The organism is Micromonospora sp. M42, from assembly GCF_000568915.1.
GTDB classification, from domain to species: domain Bacteria; phylum Actinomycetota; class Actinomycetes; order Mycobacteriales; family Micromonosporaceae; genus Micromonospora; species Micromonospora chalcea.
In genome coordinates, this window is record NZ_KK037233.1 from 689,026 (window position 1) to 704,280 (window position 15,255).

The 15,255-nt window shown below is 73.1% G+C and carries 14 protein-coding genes and 1 pseudogene; 10 read left to right on the forward strand and 5 right to left on the reverse strand.

Annotated features, from left to right (window positions below; translation table 11 throughout):
- The 8 genes from MCBG_RS02755 to MCBG_RS02790 all read left to right on the forward strand — a co-directional run.
- A partial coding sequence (locus tag MCBG_RS02755; RefSeq protein ID WP_043323630.1) for an AMP-binding protein occupies positions 1-900 on the forward strand: 900 nt, incomplete at its 5' end.
- A complete protein-coding gene (locus tag MCBG_RS02760; RefSeq protein ID WP_043323632.1) occupies positions 897-2,159 on the forward strand; it encodes a beta-ketoacyl-[acyl-carrier-protein] synthase family protein in 1,263 nt (420 codons plus the stop codon). The genes MCBG_RS02755 and MCBG_RS02760, both read left to right, overlap by 4 nt.
- Before the next feature lie 60 nt (positions 2,160-2,219).
- Entirely contained in the window at positions 2,220-3,317 is a 1,098-nt protein-coding gene (hppD, locus tag MCBG_RS02765; RefSeq protein ID WP_043323634.1) for a 4-hydroxyphenylpyruvate dioxygenase, read from the forward strand.
- A complete protein-coding gene (locus MCBG_RS02770; RefSeq protein ID WP_043323636.1) occupies positions 3,314-4,237 on the forward strand; it encodes a phytanoyl-CoA dioxygenase family protein in 924 nt (307 codons plus the stop codon). The genes hppD and MCBG_RS02770 overlap by 4 nt, the downstream gene beginning before the upstream one ends.
- Before the next feature lie 2 nt (positions 4,238-4,239).
- The gene (locus tag MCBG_RS02775) at positions 4,240-5,037 is read left to right on the forward strand and encodes a DUF3050 domain-containing protein (RefSeq protein ID WP_043323637.1); all 798 of its coding nucleotides are present in this window, start codon (positions 4,240-4,242) and stop codon (positions 5,035-5,037) included.
- Positions 5,034-6,005: a thiamine pyrophosphate-dependent dehydrogenase E1 component subunit alpha gene (locus tag MCBG_RS02780; protein WP_043323639.1), complete on the forward strand. Its 972-nt coding sequence runs from the start codon at positions 5,034-5,036 to the stop codon at positions 6,003-6,005. Before MCBG_RS02775 ends, MCBG_RS02780 begins: the two co-directional genes overlap by 4 nt.
- The gene (locus MCBG_RS02785; protein ID WP_043323642.1) at positions 6,005-6,970 is read left to right on the forward strand and encodes an alpha-ketoacid dehydrogenase subunit beta; all 966 of its coding nucleotides are present in this window, start codon (positions 6,005-6,007) and stop codon (positions 6,968-6,970) included. Before MCBG_RS02780 ends, MCBG_RS02785 begins: the two co-directional genes overlap by 1 nt.
- A 3-nt stretch (positions 6,971-6,973) precedes the next feature.
- Positions 6,974-8,323 (forward strand): ATP-grasp domain-containing protein, encoded by a 1,350-nt coding sequence (locus MCBG_RS02790; RefSeq protein WP_043323644.1) that lies wholly within the window; start codon positions 6,974-6,976, stop codon positions 8,321-8,323.
- A 148-nt stretch (positions 8,324-8,471) separates the two neighbouring features.
- Here MCBG_RS02790 and MCBG_RS02795 read toward each other — a convergent pair whose 3' ends face one another.
- The 5 genes from MCBG_RS02795 to MCBG_RS02815 are packed head-to-tail and all read right to left on the reverse strand — an operon-like array spanning position 8,472 to position 13,043.
- Entirely contained in the window at positions 8,472-9,152 is a 681-nt protein-coding gene (locus MCBG_RS02795; RefSeq protein WP_043323645.1) for an SGNH/GDSL hydrolase family protein, read from the reverse strand.
- Between the two features lie 41 nt (positions 9,153-9,193).
- Positions 9,194-9,826, reverse strand: a complete 633-nt coding sequence (locus MCBG_RS02800) for an HAD family hydrolase (RefSeq protein ID WP_043323647.1) — start codon at positions 9,824-9,826, stop codon at positions 9,194-9,196.
- On the reverse strand, positions 9,823-10,215 hold the full coding sequence (locus MCBG_RS02805; RefSeq protein WP_043323649.1) for an MmcQ/YjbR family DNA-binding protein: 393 nt from the start codon (positions 10,213-10,215) through the stop codon (positions 9,823-9,825). Before MCBG_RS02805 ends, MCBG_RS02800 begins: the two co-directional genes overlap by 4 nt.
- 36 nt (positions 10,216-10,251) lie before the next feature.
- Complete coding sequence (locus MCBG_RS02810) at positions 10,252-11,472, reverse strand: MFS transporter (RefSeq protein ID WP_043323651.1); 1,221 nt, start codon at positions 11,470-11,472, stop codon at positions 10,252-10,254.
- Positions 11,469-13,043, reverse strand: a complete 1,575-nt coding sequence (locus MCBG_RS02815; protein WP_043323652.1) for a class I adenylate-forming enzyme family protein — start codon at positions 13,041-13,043, stop codon at positions 11,469-11,471. Before MCBG_RS02815 ends, MCBG_RS02810 begins: the two co-directional genes overlap by 4 nt.
- Positions 13,044-13,328: 285 nt before the next feature.
- On the opposite strand from MCBG_RS02815, the gene MCBG_RS02820 reads away from it, so the two are divergent.
- Together MCBG_RS02820 and MCBG_RS02825 are read left to right on the forward strand one after the other, a co-directional pair.
- A complete protein-coding gene (locus tag MCBG_RS02820) occupies positions 13,329-14,639 on the forward strand; it encodes an SGNH/GDSL hydrolase family protein (RefSeq protein WP_043323654.1) in 1,311 nt (436 codons plus the stop codon).
- A 66-nt stretch (positions 14,640-14,705) separates the two neighbouring features.
- Positions 14,706-15,255: pseudogene (locus MCBG_RS02825) on the forward strand (cytochrome P450); the annotation flags it as partial.

A 15,255-nucleotide genomic window follows, 5' to 3' on the forward strand; every position in this document is an offset into this window, starting at 1 on the left:
CTGCTCTCCGAGCAGGGCGGCGAGCGGGTGCTCGACGCGATCCAGCGGTGGCGCCCCGACGGCGTGTTCGGCTTCTCCGTCACCTGGGCCGAGCTGGCCCGCTTCGACCTGTCCGGCTACGACCTGGACTCGGTGCGGCTGTGGTTCAACACCGGCGACTGCTCGCACGAGCCGCACGTACGGCGGCTGGTCGCGGTGGGCTCCCGCGACGTGGTGACCCGTCAGGGCGTGACCCGGGTACCCGGGTCGGTGTTCATCGACGGCCTGGGCTCCAGCGAGATGGGCCACTCGATGTTCCACATCACGCACACCTCCGACACCGACAGGTACGGCCGCTGCGTCGGCCGCCCGTACCGGTTCACCAAGGTCGCGGTGCTCGACACCGACGGCAACGAGCTGCCGCCCGGGCAGGTCGGCTGGCTCGGCATCGACTCGCCGTCGCTGTTCCGCGGCTACTGGAACGACTCGGTCACCACGTACCGGTTCCGGCTGCGCGGCTGGTACCTCACCGGCGACCTGGTGTACGCCGACGAGGACGGCCGCTACTACCACCTGGACCGGGCGGTCGACTCGGTCGAGGCGGGCGACGGCAAACGGTTCTTCACCGCGCTGTCCGAGGAGCGCATCCTGGCCGCCAGCCCCGACGTGACCGACTGCACCGTGGTGATCGTCAAGGCGGACGACGGCACGGTCACCACCGACGTGCTGCTGGAACTGGCCGCCGGCGCCGACCCGGACGCGGACCGCACCGAGCGGATCCGTACCGCGCTGGGCCCGGACGTGGGCGCCACGCTGCGCCGGATCGTCCCGGTGCGCGCCGACGACATCCCGGTCACCGTCACCGGCAAGGTACGCAAGGTGGCACTGCGGGAGCGCTATCTGACCGAGGCGCCGTCGTGACCGCCGTCGTCACCGGCATGGGCCTGTTCACCCCGGCGGGGCGCGGCGTGGCGGACACGTTCGACGCGCTGCTCACCGGCCGCTCCGGGCTGCGCCGGCCGCCCGAGGGACACCCGGCGGCGGGCAGCCTGGAGGTGGCCGGCGTGCTGCCGGACATCGACCCGCGCAGCGTCGCCTCCGGACCGGAGACGAAGGTGCTCGACCGGGTGGTGCTGCTGGCCCTGATCACCGCCGCCGAGGCGCTCGCCGACGCGGGCATCGAGGTGGGCCGCGACGTCGACCCGGAGCGCATCGCGGTGATCGTCGGCGGTGTCGGCGGGATGTCCACGCTGGAGGGGCAGGTGCTGGCGCGGGCCGCCCGGGGCCGGGCGGCGGTCAGCCCGTACCTGCTCACCGGCATCCTGCCGAACATGCCGTCGGCGCGGATCGCCATCGCGCACGGCATCCGCGGCTACAGCTCGTCGGTCGGCACGGCCTGCGCCTCCGGCGCCCAGGCGGTCGCCGACGGGGTACGCCTCATCCGCTCCGGCGAGGCCGACGTGGTGGTGTGCGGGGCGAGCGAGGCGCCGCTGTTTCCCACGTTCGCCGACACGTTCGGCAACGCCCGGGCGCTGGCCCGGGGCTGGGACGAACCCACCGAGGCGAGCCGCCCGTTCGACAAGCGGCGCAACGGGTTCGTGCTGGCCGAGGGCGCGGCGCTGCTGGTGCTGGAGCGCGCCGGGCACGCCGACGGTCGGGGCGTGCGCGGCTACGCCGAGGTCGCCGGTTTCGGGGCGAACACCGACGCGTACCACCCGACCGCGCCGCGCCCGGACGGCGCGGGAGCGGCCGCGTGCATGCGCCGGGCGCTCGCCGCCGGCGGGATCGGGCCGGGCGACGTCGGGTACGTCAACGCGCACGGCACCGGCACCAAGCTCGGTGACGTCGCCGAGACGATCGCCCTGGCCGAGGTGTTCGGCCTCGGCGGCGTCCCGGTCAGCTCCACCAAGGCGCTCACCGGGCACCTGCTCGGCGCATCAGGGGTGCTGGAGGCCGCCGCCACCGCGCTGGCGCTCGACAGTGGCCTGCTGCCGCCCACCTACCACCTGGACGACCCGGACCCGGAGTGCGAGGCGGACCACGTCCGCGCCGTGCCCCGGCCCACCCGGGCCGACCACGCGCTGACGAACTCGTTCGGGTTCGGCGGCCAGAACGTCAGTCTGCTCCTGCGCCGGCTCTCCGGGCCGGCCCGCCGGGCCGCCACCCCGGCCGCCGGCTGACCGGACTCCAGTCCCGGGCGTCCGTCCGGGTCGCGATCACGGGGGGAACAGGGGAAGCCCATGACCATCAACGGGATAGACCATCTCGAACTGTACGTGGGAGACGCCCGGCAGGCGGCCTTCTACTTCGACAACGCCGTCGGTTTCCGGCTGCGCGGGCAGGGCGGGCCGGAGACCGGGCTGGACGGGCAGCGTTCGCTGCTGCTGGCCCAGGCCGGCATCCGGCTGCTGCTGACCACCGGGCTGTCCGCCGAGCACCCGGCGGCCACGTACGTGCACCGGCACGGCGACGGCATCGCCGTGGTGGCGCTCGCCGTCGACGACGCCGCCGGGGCGTACGCGGAACTGGTGGAACGCGGCGCGACACCGCTGAGCCCGCCGCGCACCTTCACCGGCGCGGACGCCGAGGTCGTGGTCGCCGAGGTCGGCGGCTTCGGCGACGTGGTGCACCGCCTCGTCCAGCGCAGCGGTGACCCGGAGGTGTTCCTGCCCGGCGTGATCGAGCCGGTGGCCGCGCCGGACGGCGACGAGCTGCTGGCCGAGGTGGACCACCTGGCCGTCTGCGTACCGCCGGGGCAGCTCGACGAGATCGTCGCGCACTACGAGAAGGTGTTCGGCTTCGCCGACATCTTCACCGAGCACATCGAGGTCGCCGGTCAGGCGATGAACTCCAAGGTGGTGCAGAGCCCGTCGGGGAAGGTCACGCTGGTGCTGCTGGAGCCGGACACGAGCGCCCGGCCCGGCCAGATCGAGGACTTCCTGCGCTGGCACGCCGGCGCCGGAGTGCAGCACCTGGGGCTGCGCACCGACGACATCGTCACCGCCGTCGGCGCGCTCGCCGGGCGCGGGGTGCGGTTCGCCAGCACGCCCGGCGCCTACTACGACGGCCTGGAGCAGCGGGTCGGCCGCCTCGACGCGCCGGTGGACCGGCTGCGCGAGCTGAGCATCCTGGTCGACTCCGACCACGACGGGCAGCTGCTGCAGATCTTCACCGAGTCGATGCACGTGCGCCGCACCCTCTTCCTCGAACTCATCGAGCGGCGCGGGGCGCGCACCTTCGGCAGCGGCAACATCAAGGCGCTCTACGAGGCCAAGGAACGCGAGCTGGCCGCGGCGGGGGCGACCCCTGCTGCCGCGGCCGGAGGGGTAGGGGCATGACCACCATCGATCCCGGGCTGACCGCCGAGGAGGAGGCGCTGCTTCCCTCCGACGAGGACGTCCGGCACTACGCCGAGCATGGCTGGTACCTGTCGAAGAAGCTGCTCACCGACGACGAGGTGGACGAGCTGGTCGCCGCCACCGACAGCTACTACGCCGGGGAACGCGACCGGCGGCTGCCGGTGCGGCCGCCGAAGCTGGCCTACTGGGAGCCGGCCAAGGGCGACGTGCAGCGGCACAACGACTACGTCCACCACGAACACGACGGCATCGCGCGCATCCTGCGCAAACCGCTGATCGGGGCGGTCGCCGCCCGGCTGGCGCAGGCCACCGAGATCCGCATCTTCCAGTCCACGCTGATCTGGAAGCCGCCGATCGCCGGTGAGCCGTCGAACATCGTGCCCTGGCACTTCGACAAGCACTACTGGGCGTCCTCGTCGTCGGAGAACATGCTCACCGCGTTCATCCCGTTCCACGACTGCGGCGAGGAGATGGGCACCATCACCATGGTCGACGGCTCCCACCGCTGGCGGGAGATCGGCGCCGACGACACGGTGGTGCGGCACTTCGCCGACCGGGACCGCGACCAGCTCGAAGTCATGCTCGCCGAGAACGCGGCGTACAACGGGGCGACGATCCGCAAGATCCCCATGGTGATCCCCAAGGGACACATGAGTTTCCACCACTGCCGCACCTACCACGGCAGCGGTGCGAACGTCAGCGGGCGGCCCCGCCGGGCCATCTCGCTGCACCTGCAGGACGGCGACAACGCCTGGCGGGAGTATCCGCTCTCCGACGGCACGCTCGCCGCGTACAACCACGACGTGCTGGTCCGCCGCACCCACGAGGGCCGGCCGGACTACGCGGACCCCGATTACTGCCCGGTCATCTGGCGCGACCGCGCCCAGCAGGGAGGCTGACAATGTCACGGTACGACTGGGGTAAGACGCACCCGGGCATCGAGCGACTCGAGCGGGCGGTGACCGAGCGCCGCGACGTGGTGGTCAAGCACCCGCTCTACGCCAACCTCGACACCCACGACGCGCTCGTCACGTTCATGGAGCACCACGTCTTCGCGGTCTGGGACTTCATGTCCCTGCTGAAGTCGCTGCAGCGGCAGCTCACCTGCGTCACGGTGCCGTGGATCCCGACCGGCCCGACCGGCAGCCGCCGCCTGATCAACGACATCGTCATGGTCGAGGAGAGCGACGAGCTGGGCGACGGCTACATCAGCCACTTCGAGCTGTACGTGCAGGGCATGACCGAGGCCGGCGCCGACACCACGGCCGTGAACAAGCTCGTCGACCTGCTGCGCGACGGCACGCCGGTCACCGAGGCGCTCGGCGCGGCGGGCGTACCCGCGGCGTCGGCCGCGTTCGCCGGCACCACCTGGCGGATCATCGAGACCACCCCGGTGCACTGCCAGGCCGCGGCGTTCGCGTTCGGCCGCGAGGACCTCATCCCGGAGATGTTCACCCAGGTCGTCGCCGTCAACGAACGCAGCAACCGGCTCAACAAGTTCGTCGACTACCTGGAGCGGCACATCGAGGTCGACGGCGAGCAGCACACCCCGATGGCCATGCAGATGCTGGCCGACCTGTGCGGCGACGACGACACCAAGTGGCAGGAGTGCGCCGACACGGTCAACGCCGCGCTGACCGCCCGCGCCCGACTCTGGGACGACATCCTCGCCGCCGTCAAGGAGGGCCGTCCGGCGTGACCGGCTCCGACCCGCTCCGGCTCTACCGGACGGTCCGGCTGATCCGCCGCTTCGAGGAGCGCGCGATCGAGCTGGTCCGCGCCGGACAGATCGTCGGTGGCATCCACCCGTACCTCGGTCAGGAGGGGATCGCCGCCGGCGTCTGCGCGGCGCTGGACCGCGAGGACCTGGTCACCGGCACCCACCGCGGGCACGGGCACGTGCTCGCCAAGGGCGCCGACCCGGCCCGGATGCTGGCCGAGCTGTGCGGCCGGGTCACCGGGCTCAACCGGGGCCGGGGCGGGTCGATGCACGCCGCCGACTTCGGCGTCGGCGTCCTTGGCGCCAACGCCATCGTCGGAGCCGCCGGCGCGATCCTCACCGGAGCGGTGTGGGAGCGCCGGCGGCGCGGCGCCGACATCGTCGGCGCCACCTTCTTCGGCGACGGCGCGGTCAACGAGGGCATGCTGCTGGAGGCGTTCAACCTGGCAGCGCTCTGGCGGGTGCCGGTGCTGTTCGTCTGCGAGAACAACGGCTACGCCACCACCATGCCGGTCGAGGGCGCGGTCGCCGGCACCATCGCCGGGCGGGCTGCCGCCTTCGGCATGCCGGCGGCCGCCGTCGACGGGCAGGACCCCGAGGCGGTACGCGAGGTCACCGCCGCCGCCGTCGCGCGGATGCGCGCCGGCGGCGGCCCCGAGCTGGTCGAGGCCCGCACCTACCGCTTCGACGCCCACCACACGTTCGAACATCAGGTACGCCTCGACTACCGGCGGCCGGAAGAGGTGGCCGAGGGCCGGTCCCGCGATCCGGTGGACATCGCCGGAGCGCGACTCGACCCGGCGGTACGGGCCGAGGTGGACGCCGCCGTCGAGGCGGAACTGGACGCCGCCGTCGAATACGCGCTCGCCGGTCCGCACCCCGACCCGGCGACCGCCCTGGACCACCTGTACGCCAGCGGGCTCACCGCCCGGACCGGAGGTGGCTGATGCCCCGGCTCTCCTACCGCAGGGCGCTCACCCGGGCGCTCGCCGACGAGATGGCCCGCGACGAGTCGGTCGTGGTGCTCGGCGAGGACATCCGGGTGGCCGCCGCGAACGTCACCACCGGCCTGCTGAAGAAGTTCGGCCCGGAACGGGTCCGCGACACCCCGCTGTCCGAGCAGGCGTTCACCAGCTTCGCCACCGGCGCGGCGCTGGCCGGGGCCCGCCCGGTGGTGGAGTTCCAGATCCCGTCGCTGCTGTTCCTGGTCTTCGAACAGATCGTCAACCACGCGCACAAGTTCCCGCTGATGACCGGCGGCCAGTGCGCGGTGCCGGTCACCTACGTGGTGCCCGGCTCCGGCTCCCGCACCGGCTGGGCCGGGCAGCACTCCGACCACCCGTACGCGTTGTTCGCCCACGTCGGGGTGACCACAGTCGTACCGGCCACCCCGGCCGACGCGTACGGGCTGCTGGTCTCCGCGATCCGCTGCGACGACCCGGTGGTGGTCTTCGCCCCGGCCGGCGCGCTGGACCTGCGCGCCGACGTCACCGACCTGACGCCGGTGCCGCTGGGCCGCGGGATCGTCCGCCGCCCCGGCGCCGACGTGACGGTGGTGGCCGTCGGGCACCTGGTGCACGACGCGCTCGCCGTCGCCGAGGAACTCGCCGGGCAGGCGTCGGTGGAGGTCTTCGACCCCCGCACGTTCTACCCCTTCGACTGGGACGGCCTGGTCGAGTCGGTGAGCCGCACCGGGCGGCTGGTGGTAGTCGACGACGGCAACCGCTCCTGCGGCATCGCCGGGGAGATCATCGCCACCGTGGTCGAGCGGGTCCGGCTGGCCGCGCCACCCCGGCGGGTCACCCGCCCCGACGGTGCCGTGCTGCCCTTCGCCCCCGCCCTGGACCGGGCCGTGCAACCCGGCCGCGACCAGCTCACCGCCGCCATCCAACTGACCCTCAAGGACGGATGAACGATGGACCCGAACTACACGTGGCCGCCACTCGGCCAGGCGTGGACCGACCTGCCCGAGTCCACCCGTACCGCGATGGTGACCACCGGCGCCGCGGCCTGGGAGAAGATCTTCCACGGCCGGGCCACGTACAACAAGCAGTGGCGGCTGGCCCGTCCGCCCGTCTTCACCGCCGACGCGTTCGGCGAGCTGAACGAGGTCTGCGACCGCATCGCCCAGCTCATCCTGGAAGCCTGCCGGCGTCGCGCGCGTACCGCCGGTGAGCTGCAACGGCTCCTCGACGTGCCGGAGGGGGAAACCCGGCTGCTCGACCCGGAGGAGGAACTGCACGAGGGGCTGCTCGCCGCGTACCGGCCGGACGTGCTGTTCTCCGGCGGCGTGCCGTGCATCGTCGAGTACAACATCGACAGCAGCCTCGGCGGCGGCTTCGACGCCGACACCGTCATCCAGCGGTACGCCGAGCTGTACCGTACCCATGACCTGCTCGACGGCGCGCGGCCCGCGCCGTCCCTGCTGGACCAGCGGTTCGCCGCCATCCGGGACACGCTTGGCCTGGCCGACGGCGCGCGGGTGGCGCTGCTGATGGACTTCGACGCCGACTACCCGGGACTGGACGACCCGGAGACGTTCATCCGGATCCTGTCCCCGCTGATCGACCAGGCCCGCCCGTTCGGCATCGACCTGGTCATCGCCCCGGTCGCCACCGCCGGCCTGGACGCGCAGAGCCGCCTGGTCGTCGGCGGCGCCCCGGTGGACGCCCTGTTCCGGCTGTTCGTGCCGAACCGGGTCACCCCCAGCCCCGGCTTGGACGCGGTCGCCGGCGCGCTCGCCGCCGGCACGCTGCCGATGTTCGTCAGCAGCGCCGCCTGGCTGCTCAGCAACAAGCTCAACTACGCCTGGCTCTGGGAGGACCTGGACCTGCTGCCGGAGGACGACCGGACGCTGATCCGCCGGTACGTGCCGCACACCGTCGCGCTCACCGCCGACCAGCTCGACCGGGCGCTGGCCGAACAGGCCGACCTGGTGGCCAAGCCAGCCGGCGGATCGGCCGGGCACGGGGTGCTGATCGGCCGCGAGATGACGGCTGTGGCGTGGGCGGACGGGGTGCGCGCGGCGATCGCCGAGGGCGGCAACATCCTGCAGCGCTACCACGAGGCGGACCGGGTGGCGATGGACTTCGTGCAGATCGAGACCGGTGAGACGGTCACCGCCGATGTCCCGTACAGCCTCGCCCCGTACCTGTTCGGCCGTACCGGTTCCGGCGCGCTGGCCCGGGTCGGCTACCCGGGCTGCGACGAGGTCCTCAACCTGGCCCGAGGCGTCCTCCTGACCGGCATCCTCCTAACCGACTGACCCCCTCCCCGCCTGCCCGCTTCGTTGATCAAGGAGTTCGTGTCCTCATCGGGGCGCGTGACCGACCCCAAACTCCTTGGTCAACAACGTGGATCCGGGCCGAGGGCGCCGGGCGCGGGTGAGGGGGAGGGGGAGGGGGAGGGCGCGGTCAGGGGTGGGGGAGGTGGGTGGCCAGGACTCTCAGGGTTTCGGCTGTGGCTATCGCGTCGCTGCGGGCGCTGCCGTGCCGCCCGTCGCTGCTGTACAGCGACGGGTCGGCCACCAGCGGATGGTCGGTCAGGTGCACGTGCAGCGTGCCCAGCCGCTCGGCCACGCCCCGGGTGTGCCGCGACAGCCGGCGCATCCGCTCGCCCAGGCCCGCGCGCAGCGTCTCCGGCACCGCCGGGCTGTGCGAGACGTCGAACATGCCCACAGTGATCACGTCCGCGCCGGCTTCCCGCAGCGCGGTGATCATGGCGGTCAGTTCGGCGTCGACCGAGTCCGGGTCGTAGGCGGACCGGAACGCGTCGTTGCCGCCGCACACCACCAGTGCGAGATCCGGCTCGAAGGCCAGCGCGTCGGCGAGCTGAGTGGCCCGCACCTCGTGCGCGCGCAGTCCGCGCCGCCCCAGATTCAGGTACGCCAGCTCCGGCCGGACGGCGCGCAGCTCGGCGGCGATCCGGTCGGCCCACTGGAGGTCCGGGTAGCCGTCGACCGGCTCGCACAGTCCTTCCGCGACGCTGTCGCCGAGCACCACGAACCGGCGCCACGGGTGCCCGCGCAGCAGTTCGGTGGCCTCGCCCGGACGCAGGCACCACGGATCAGTCGCCTCGGTCAACGTCGATGCCATGATCGGCAGGCTAGCCGAGCGCCCGGCGCGGGAAAAGGGGCTCAGCTCAGCAGGGCCAGCAGTTCGCCGGGCCGGGTCAGGTTGAAGTCGGCGGGCTCGGCCGGATCGTACTGATGGCCCCACGCGGCGGCCACCGCCACCGCGCCGCTGCTGCGGGCGGCGCGCAGGTCCAGCGGCGAGTCGCCCACGTACGCGGCCCGGCCGGCCGGCACGCCGAGCCGCCGGCAGGCCACCTCGACGCCCTCGGGCGCCGGTTTGGGGCGGGTGACCTGGTCGCCACCGAGCACGACCCGGAAGTGACCGAGCAGGCCGACCCGGTCGAGCATGATCTCCGCCGCCCGGTGGCTCGCGCCGGTGAACACGCCCACCGGCACCCGGGCGGCGAGGTCGGCGAGCATCTCCGCGACTCCGGGGTAGACGCTCACCCGCCCGGCCGTCGCGGCCAGTTCGGTGTGGTAGCGGTCGAGGTCAGCGGCGGTGGCGGGGCGCCGGAGCAGGTGCGTCAGCAGGTCGGACGGTGAGCCGATCGAGTAGCCGGCGATGACCTCGGCGTCGGTGTACGACGGGCCGCCACCGGCCCGCACCGCCGCCCGGTACGCCGCCGGCACCACCTCGTGCGACTCGATGAGCGTGCCGTCCATGTCGAAGACGACGGCGTCCACCGGGCGGCTCACGCGGCCCCGGCCCGGTGCGCGGCGGCGAGCCGCTTCGGCGCGCGGGTGTGCCACGCCTCGGTGATCAGCTCGGTCAGGTCGTCCACGGCGATCCGGTCGAGCCGGACCAGCACGGCCGGGTAGCCGTCGAGGTGCGGCGTGGTGAAGTAGACCGCCGGGTCGTCGGCGAGCAGCGCCTCCTTGGCGCCCAGGTCGGGCACCCGGGCGCCGAGGATCGGGCCGTCCGGCGCGGCGTCGCCGAGCGCTTCGAGGTCGCTGCGGCGCAGCGGCCGGTCCCAGACGAACATCTTGTCGCGCACCCGCCAGGCGGGCAGGTCGTCGTACGAGCCGCGCTCGGTGGTCTCCGGCAGGGCCAGCGCGATGCGCCGCACGTCGTCCCAGGTCGCCATGGCCCCGACCCTACCGCCGCCCACCGACACCCCGGCTCAGACCGGCGTGGGGGTCGCCGGTTCCGGGGCCGGGCGGTGGGACCCGCGGGTCAGCAGCAGCGGTCCCACGGTCAGCACCAGGCAGACCACCGACATCACCAGCAGCGCCGGGGTGAGGTCGAGCAGCGCCACCGACCAGCCGCCGAGCAGCGCGCCGACGGGCAGGCCGAGGAACGCCACCGACCCGGAGATGCCCAGCACCCGGGTCTGCAGCTCGCCCGGCACCCGCTGGTAGAGCGCCGCGCCGAGCAGCGGGTTCACCGCCGCGATGCCGATGCCGGACAGGAACGTCACCACGAGCACCACGACCAGGTCGTCGCTGAGCGCCAGCGCGAGCAGCCGGGGCGCGCCGCTGAGCGTCAGCCCCACCGCGAACGTCGTCCCGGCGGGCAGCCGGGTGCCGAACATCGTGAACAGCACGTTGCCCAGCAGCGCGCCGCCCGAGAACACACCGAGCAGCAGGCCGAAGCCGGCCGGGTCGCCGAGCACCTGGTTGACCCAGAGCGGGATCCAGACCGCGACGCTGGCGTTGGCGAACATGTTCGACACCGAGACCACCAGCAGCATGATCATCAGCGTCCGGTCGGTGCGCAGGTACGCGAAGCCGCCGCGCAGCGCCCGCAGGTAGGGCTCCCGGGGTGCGGGTTGCGCCGGCGCGGGCGGCCGGACCAGCACGCCGATGAGCAGCGCGCAGACCGCGAACGTGGCCGCGTCGATCCAGATGGCCCGGGTCAGCCCGACCCAGTCGATGAGCAGTCCGCCGAGCACCGCGCCGAACAGCGTCATGCCCCGGGCCAGGCCGTCGTAGGCGCTGGTGAGCCGGATCAGCGGCACCCCGGCCCGCTCGGCGGCCGGTTTGAACAGCACGTGCTTGACCCGGTCGCCGATGCCGCGCAGCCCGCCGGCGACCGCCACCAGGACCAGCAGCGTGCCGAACCCGAGCCAGGGGGCCAGCGCCACCACCGCCATCGCGACGGCGCTCGCCGCGTCCACGAACACGGAGGTACGGCGTACCCCGAAGCGGTCCGCCCACGGCGTGGCCAGCGCGCTGGAGAGCATGTACGGCAGCGTCTCCGCCGCCGCGACGAGTCCCATCTTGGTGGGGCTGCCGGTGGTCTCCAGCACCAGCCAGGGGATGGCCACCACGGAGATCCGGGTGCCGAGGTTGGACAGCAGGTCGGCGCCGACCAGGGTGTACAACTCCCGGCGCGGGTTCATGCCGAGCTGCCGATCACGGTGCCCAGCGTGTCGGCGTCGGCCGGATGCGCGGCGGCGTACCGGGCCCGAAGCGCCCGTTTGTCCACCTTCGCGGACCGGTTCAGCGGCAGCGCGTCGACGAACTCCACGGCGCCGGGCGCCCACGTCTCGCTCAGCTCCCGCACCACCAGCGCGATCAGCTCCTCGCCGGTCACCGACGCGCCGGGCGCCGGCACCACGTACGCGTACGGCAGCTCACCGGCCACCGGGTCCGGCACGCCGATCACGGCGGCGGCCCGCACCTCGGGGTGGCCGGCGAGCACGTCCTCGATGGGGCGGGAGTAGATCGGCCAGCTGCGCGCCCGGGTGAGGATGCGGTCCTGCAACCGGTCGACCAGGTAGAGGTAGCCGTCGGCGTCGAGGTGGCCGATGTCGCGGGTGCGGACCCAGCCGTCGACGAGCGTCTCCGCGGTCAGCTCCGGCCGGCCGTGGTAGCCGGCGAAGCTCAGCTTCGTCCGGACCCACACCTCGCCGTCGGCGCCGGGCGGCAGCACCTTGCCGTCGGCGTCGCGGATCTCCACCGTCACGTCGCCGTACGGGCGGCCGCAGGAGCGCAGACGCTCCGGGTGCTCCGGGTCCTCGGTGAGCCCGGGCAGCGCGCAGATGACCACCGCCTCGCTGAGGCCGTACACGATGCGCAGGCACGGGCCGAAGCGGGCGATGGCCTGGCGCAGCCGGGCGGGCGCGGCGGGCCCGGCGCCCACGTTGAACATGAACATGGCGGAGAAGTCGGCGCCCGGCAGGTCGGGGTGGTCGAGCACCTCGTAGAGCATCGGCGGGGTGACGAACGTGGAGGTGAGCCGCTCGGCGTCCACTGTCGCGATGAACGCGGCCGGGTCCCACTGGTCGCGCAGGAACAGCACGCCGCCGGTGAACAGGTTGAACAGCGTGGTGATCTGGCCACTGGCCAGCCACATCGGTGAGTGTGACAGGTGCCGCAGCAGCGGGAACCCGGCGCCCCGGAAGTCGGCGGCCAGGGCGAGGACCTGCCGGTAGAAGCTCTCCCGGTGGTGCACCAGCTTCGGCGTGCCGGTGGTGCCGCTGGTCTGCAGGAACGACTCCGGCGCGGGCGCGTCGGCGGGCAGCTCCGCGGCCGGCTCGCCGGCCATCGCGGTCAGGTCCGGTCCGGCGCCGCCGGGGCCGAGGCAGAGCACCGGTACGCCGGACAGCCCGGCCGCGATCTGGACCGCCTGCGGGTCGCGCGGGTCGTACACGAACGCCTCCGGCGCGGACAGCGCGACGAACTCGTCGACCTCCCGCCGCGAGGTCACCGGGGCGACCCACATGCTCCGGCAGCCCAGCAGGTGCAGCGCCAGTTGCAGCAACGGACCCTCGACCGTGTTGCCGAGCATCACCAGCACGGCCGCGCCGGGGCGTACCCCGTGCCGGCGCAGCGCGGCGGCCAGGCCGCGCACCCGCGCGGCGACCTGGGGGTAGGTGAGGCGGCGTCCGCCGCCGACGAGCGCCTCCCGGTCGCCGAAGCCGGCGAAGAGCTCCAGCGCCTCGTGCACATAGTTCGGCCGGTCGGTCATCGGGCAGCCCCCATCATGGTCCGCGAGCGGCGTCCGGCCAGGTCAGGGCCGGGACATGACGGCAGGTGCCAGGTCGGCGACCGCACCGCCGCCAGCTTCCGAGCCTAGGCAGCGGCGGTCCACCGCGGACAGAGCCGATCGTCGCTGCGTCCCGCGACGTGGGCATTTGATCATGTCGATCAGGTTGATTGACGCTCGTCACCGCCGGAAGCTAGTTTCCGGTCCATCGCCCGGGCCGGTGCCGCCGACCGCGTCACGCCCGGGGCTGCCGACCATGGAGGATCGATGCCGACCCCGAAGAGATGGCACGTCATAGCTTCCGCCGTAACGCTGCTGATCGCCGCCACCCCGGCGGTCACCGCGAGCGCCGGCCCGACCGACACCGACCGCGCCGGGCACGGGCGCGCCGAGTGGGCCGGGACCTGGGCCGCGGCGGTGACCCGCGGGAACACCGTGGGCCTGACCGAGACCGGCCTGAACAACCAGAGCATCCGGATGACCGTGCAGACCTCGGTGGGCGGGCCGCGCCTGCGGGTGCGGCTGACCAACCTCTACGGCCAGCAGGCCATCCAGGTCGGCCGCGCCACCATCGCCCGGCCGAACACCGCCACCCCCGACGACCTGTCCGACATCGTCCCGGCCAGCGTCCGTCAGCTGACCTTCTCCGGCGCCGGTTCGGCGACCATCAACAAGGGTGCCGAGCTGCTCAGCGACCCGGTGGCCTTCCCGGTGGCCGAGCAGGAGGACCTGGTGGTCACCCTGTACTTCCCGGTGCTCACGGGGCCGGTCACGTTCCACGGCCAGTCCCGGGTCACCAACTTCATCGGCGCCACCGACCTCACCTCGGCGGCCGACGGCGCCGGCTTCACCATCCGGCCCAACTGCTGCTGGATGTTCCTGTCCGGCATCGACGTGGAGCGCAAGGTGACGCCCGGCTCCGTGGTGGTGCTCGGCGACTCCATCAGCGACGGCAACGGCAGCACCGTCAACGCCGACCGCCGCTGGCCGGACCTGCTCGCCAAGCGGCTGATCGACGCCCGCCCGGAGCCGCGTACGCCGGGCGTGCTCAACCTCAGCCTGGCCGGCAACCGGCTCAACCACGAGGGCACCGAGCCCGGCGCGGGCGACTTCCCCGGCTACTACGAGCTGGGCCCGAACGCGCTGGCCCGGCTCAACGAGGACGTGTTCCCGCAGACCGGGGTGCGTACCGTCATCACCCACCTGGGCATCAACGACATCTGGATGAACGGTGACAGCCCGGAGGCGATCATCGCCTCGCTGCGCCAGCTCAACCGGCAGGTCCAGGCGCGCGGCCTGACCAGCATCGCCGGCACGCTCATGCCGTACGAGGGCAACGGCGGGCCGGGCGTATGGACGCCGGAGAAGGACGCCACCCGGCAGGCCGTCAACACCTGGCTGCGCGGGCCCGGCCGGGCCGAGTTCGACGGCGTCGTCGACTTCGACGCGGTGATGCGCGACCCGGCGCAGCCCAGCCGGCTGCTGCCGGCGTACGACTCGGGTGACCACATCCACCCGAACGACACCGGAGCCGCGGCGATGGCGAACGCGGTGCCGTTGAAGCTGCTCGGACTGTGACACCGGGCGGGGGCGGCGGTCGACACGACGCCGCCCCCGCCGCCGTTTTCCTGGGGAGGAAAGACAGTGGACGTCAGCGAGATCCTGACCGGGCTCTACAGCGAACAGGGCCGGCAGAACCCCTATCCCTTCTACGCGGCCCTGCACGAGCACGGGCCGATAAACGCCGTTCCGGCCCGCGCCGAGCACAGCACCGTCAGCGCGGTGGCCGGCGGGTACGACATGGTGGACCAGATCCTGCGCGATCCCGGCTGGTACAAGGGCTTCCCTCCCGGCTGGGAGGAGCAGGAGATCCTGCGGACGTTCCTGACGTCGATGATGTTCGTCAACCCGCCCGACCACACCCGGATGCGCGCGGTGTTCGCGAAGACGTTCACCCCGCGCCGGCTGGTCGCGCTGGAGCCGGTGATCGAGCGGGTCGTCGCCGAACGCCTGGACCACATGGCCGAGGTGGGCGCCGACGGGCACGAGGTGGACTTCGTGGCCGACTTCGCGTACCCGGTCCCGGCGCTGGTGATGGCCGAGTTCATCGGCCTGCCCCCGGCCGACCTGGCCTGGTACCGGCAGCGGGTCGACTGGATCGACGAGTACATGGACGGTCCGGCAAGACGCCGGA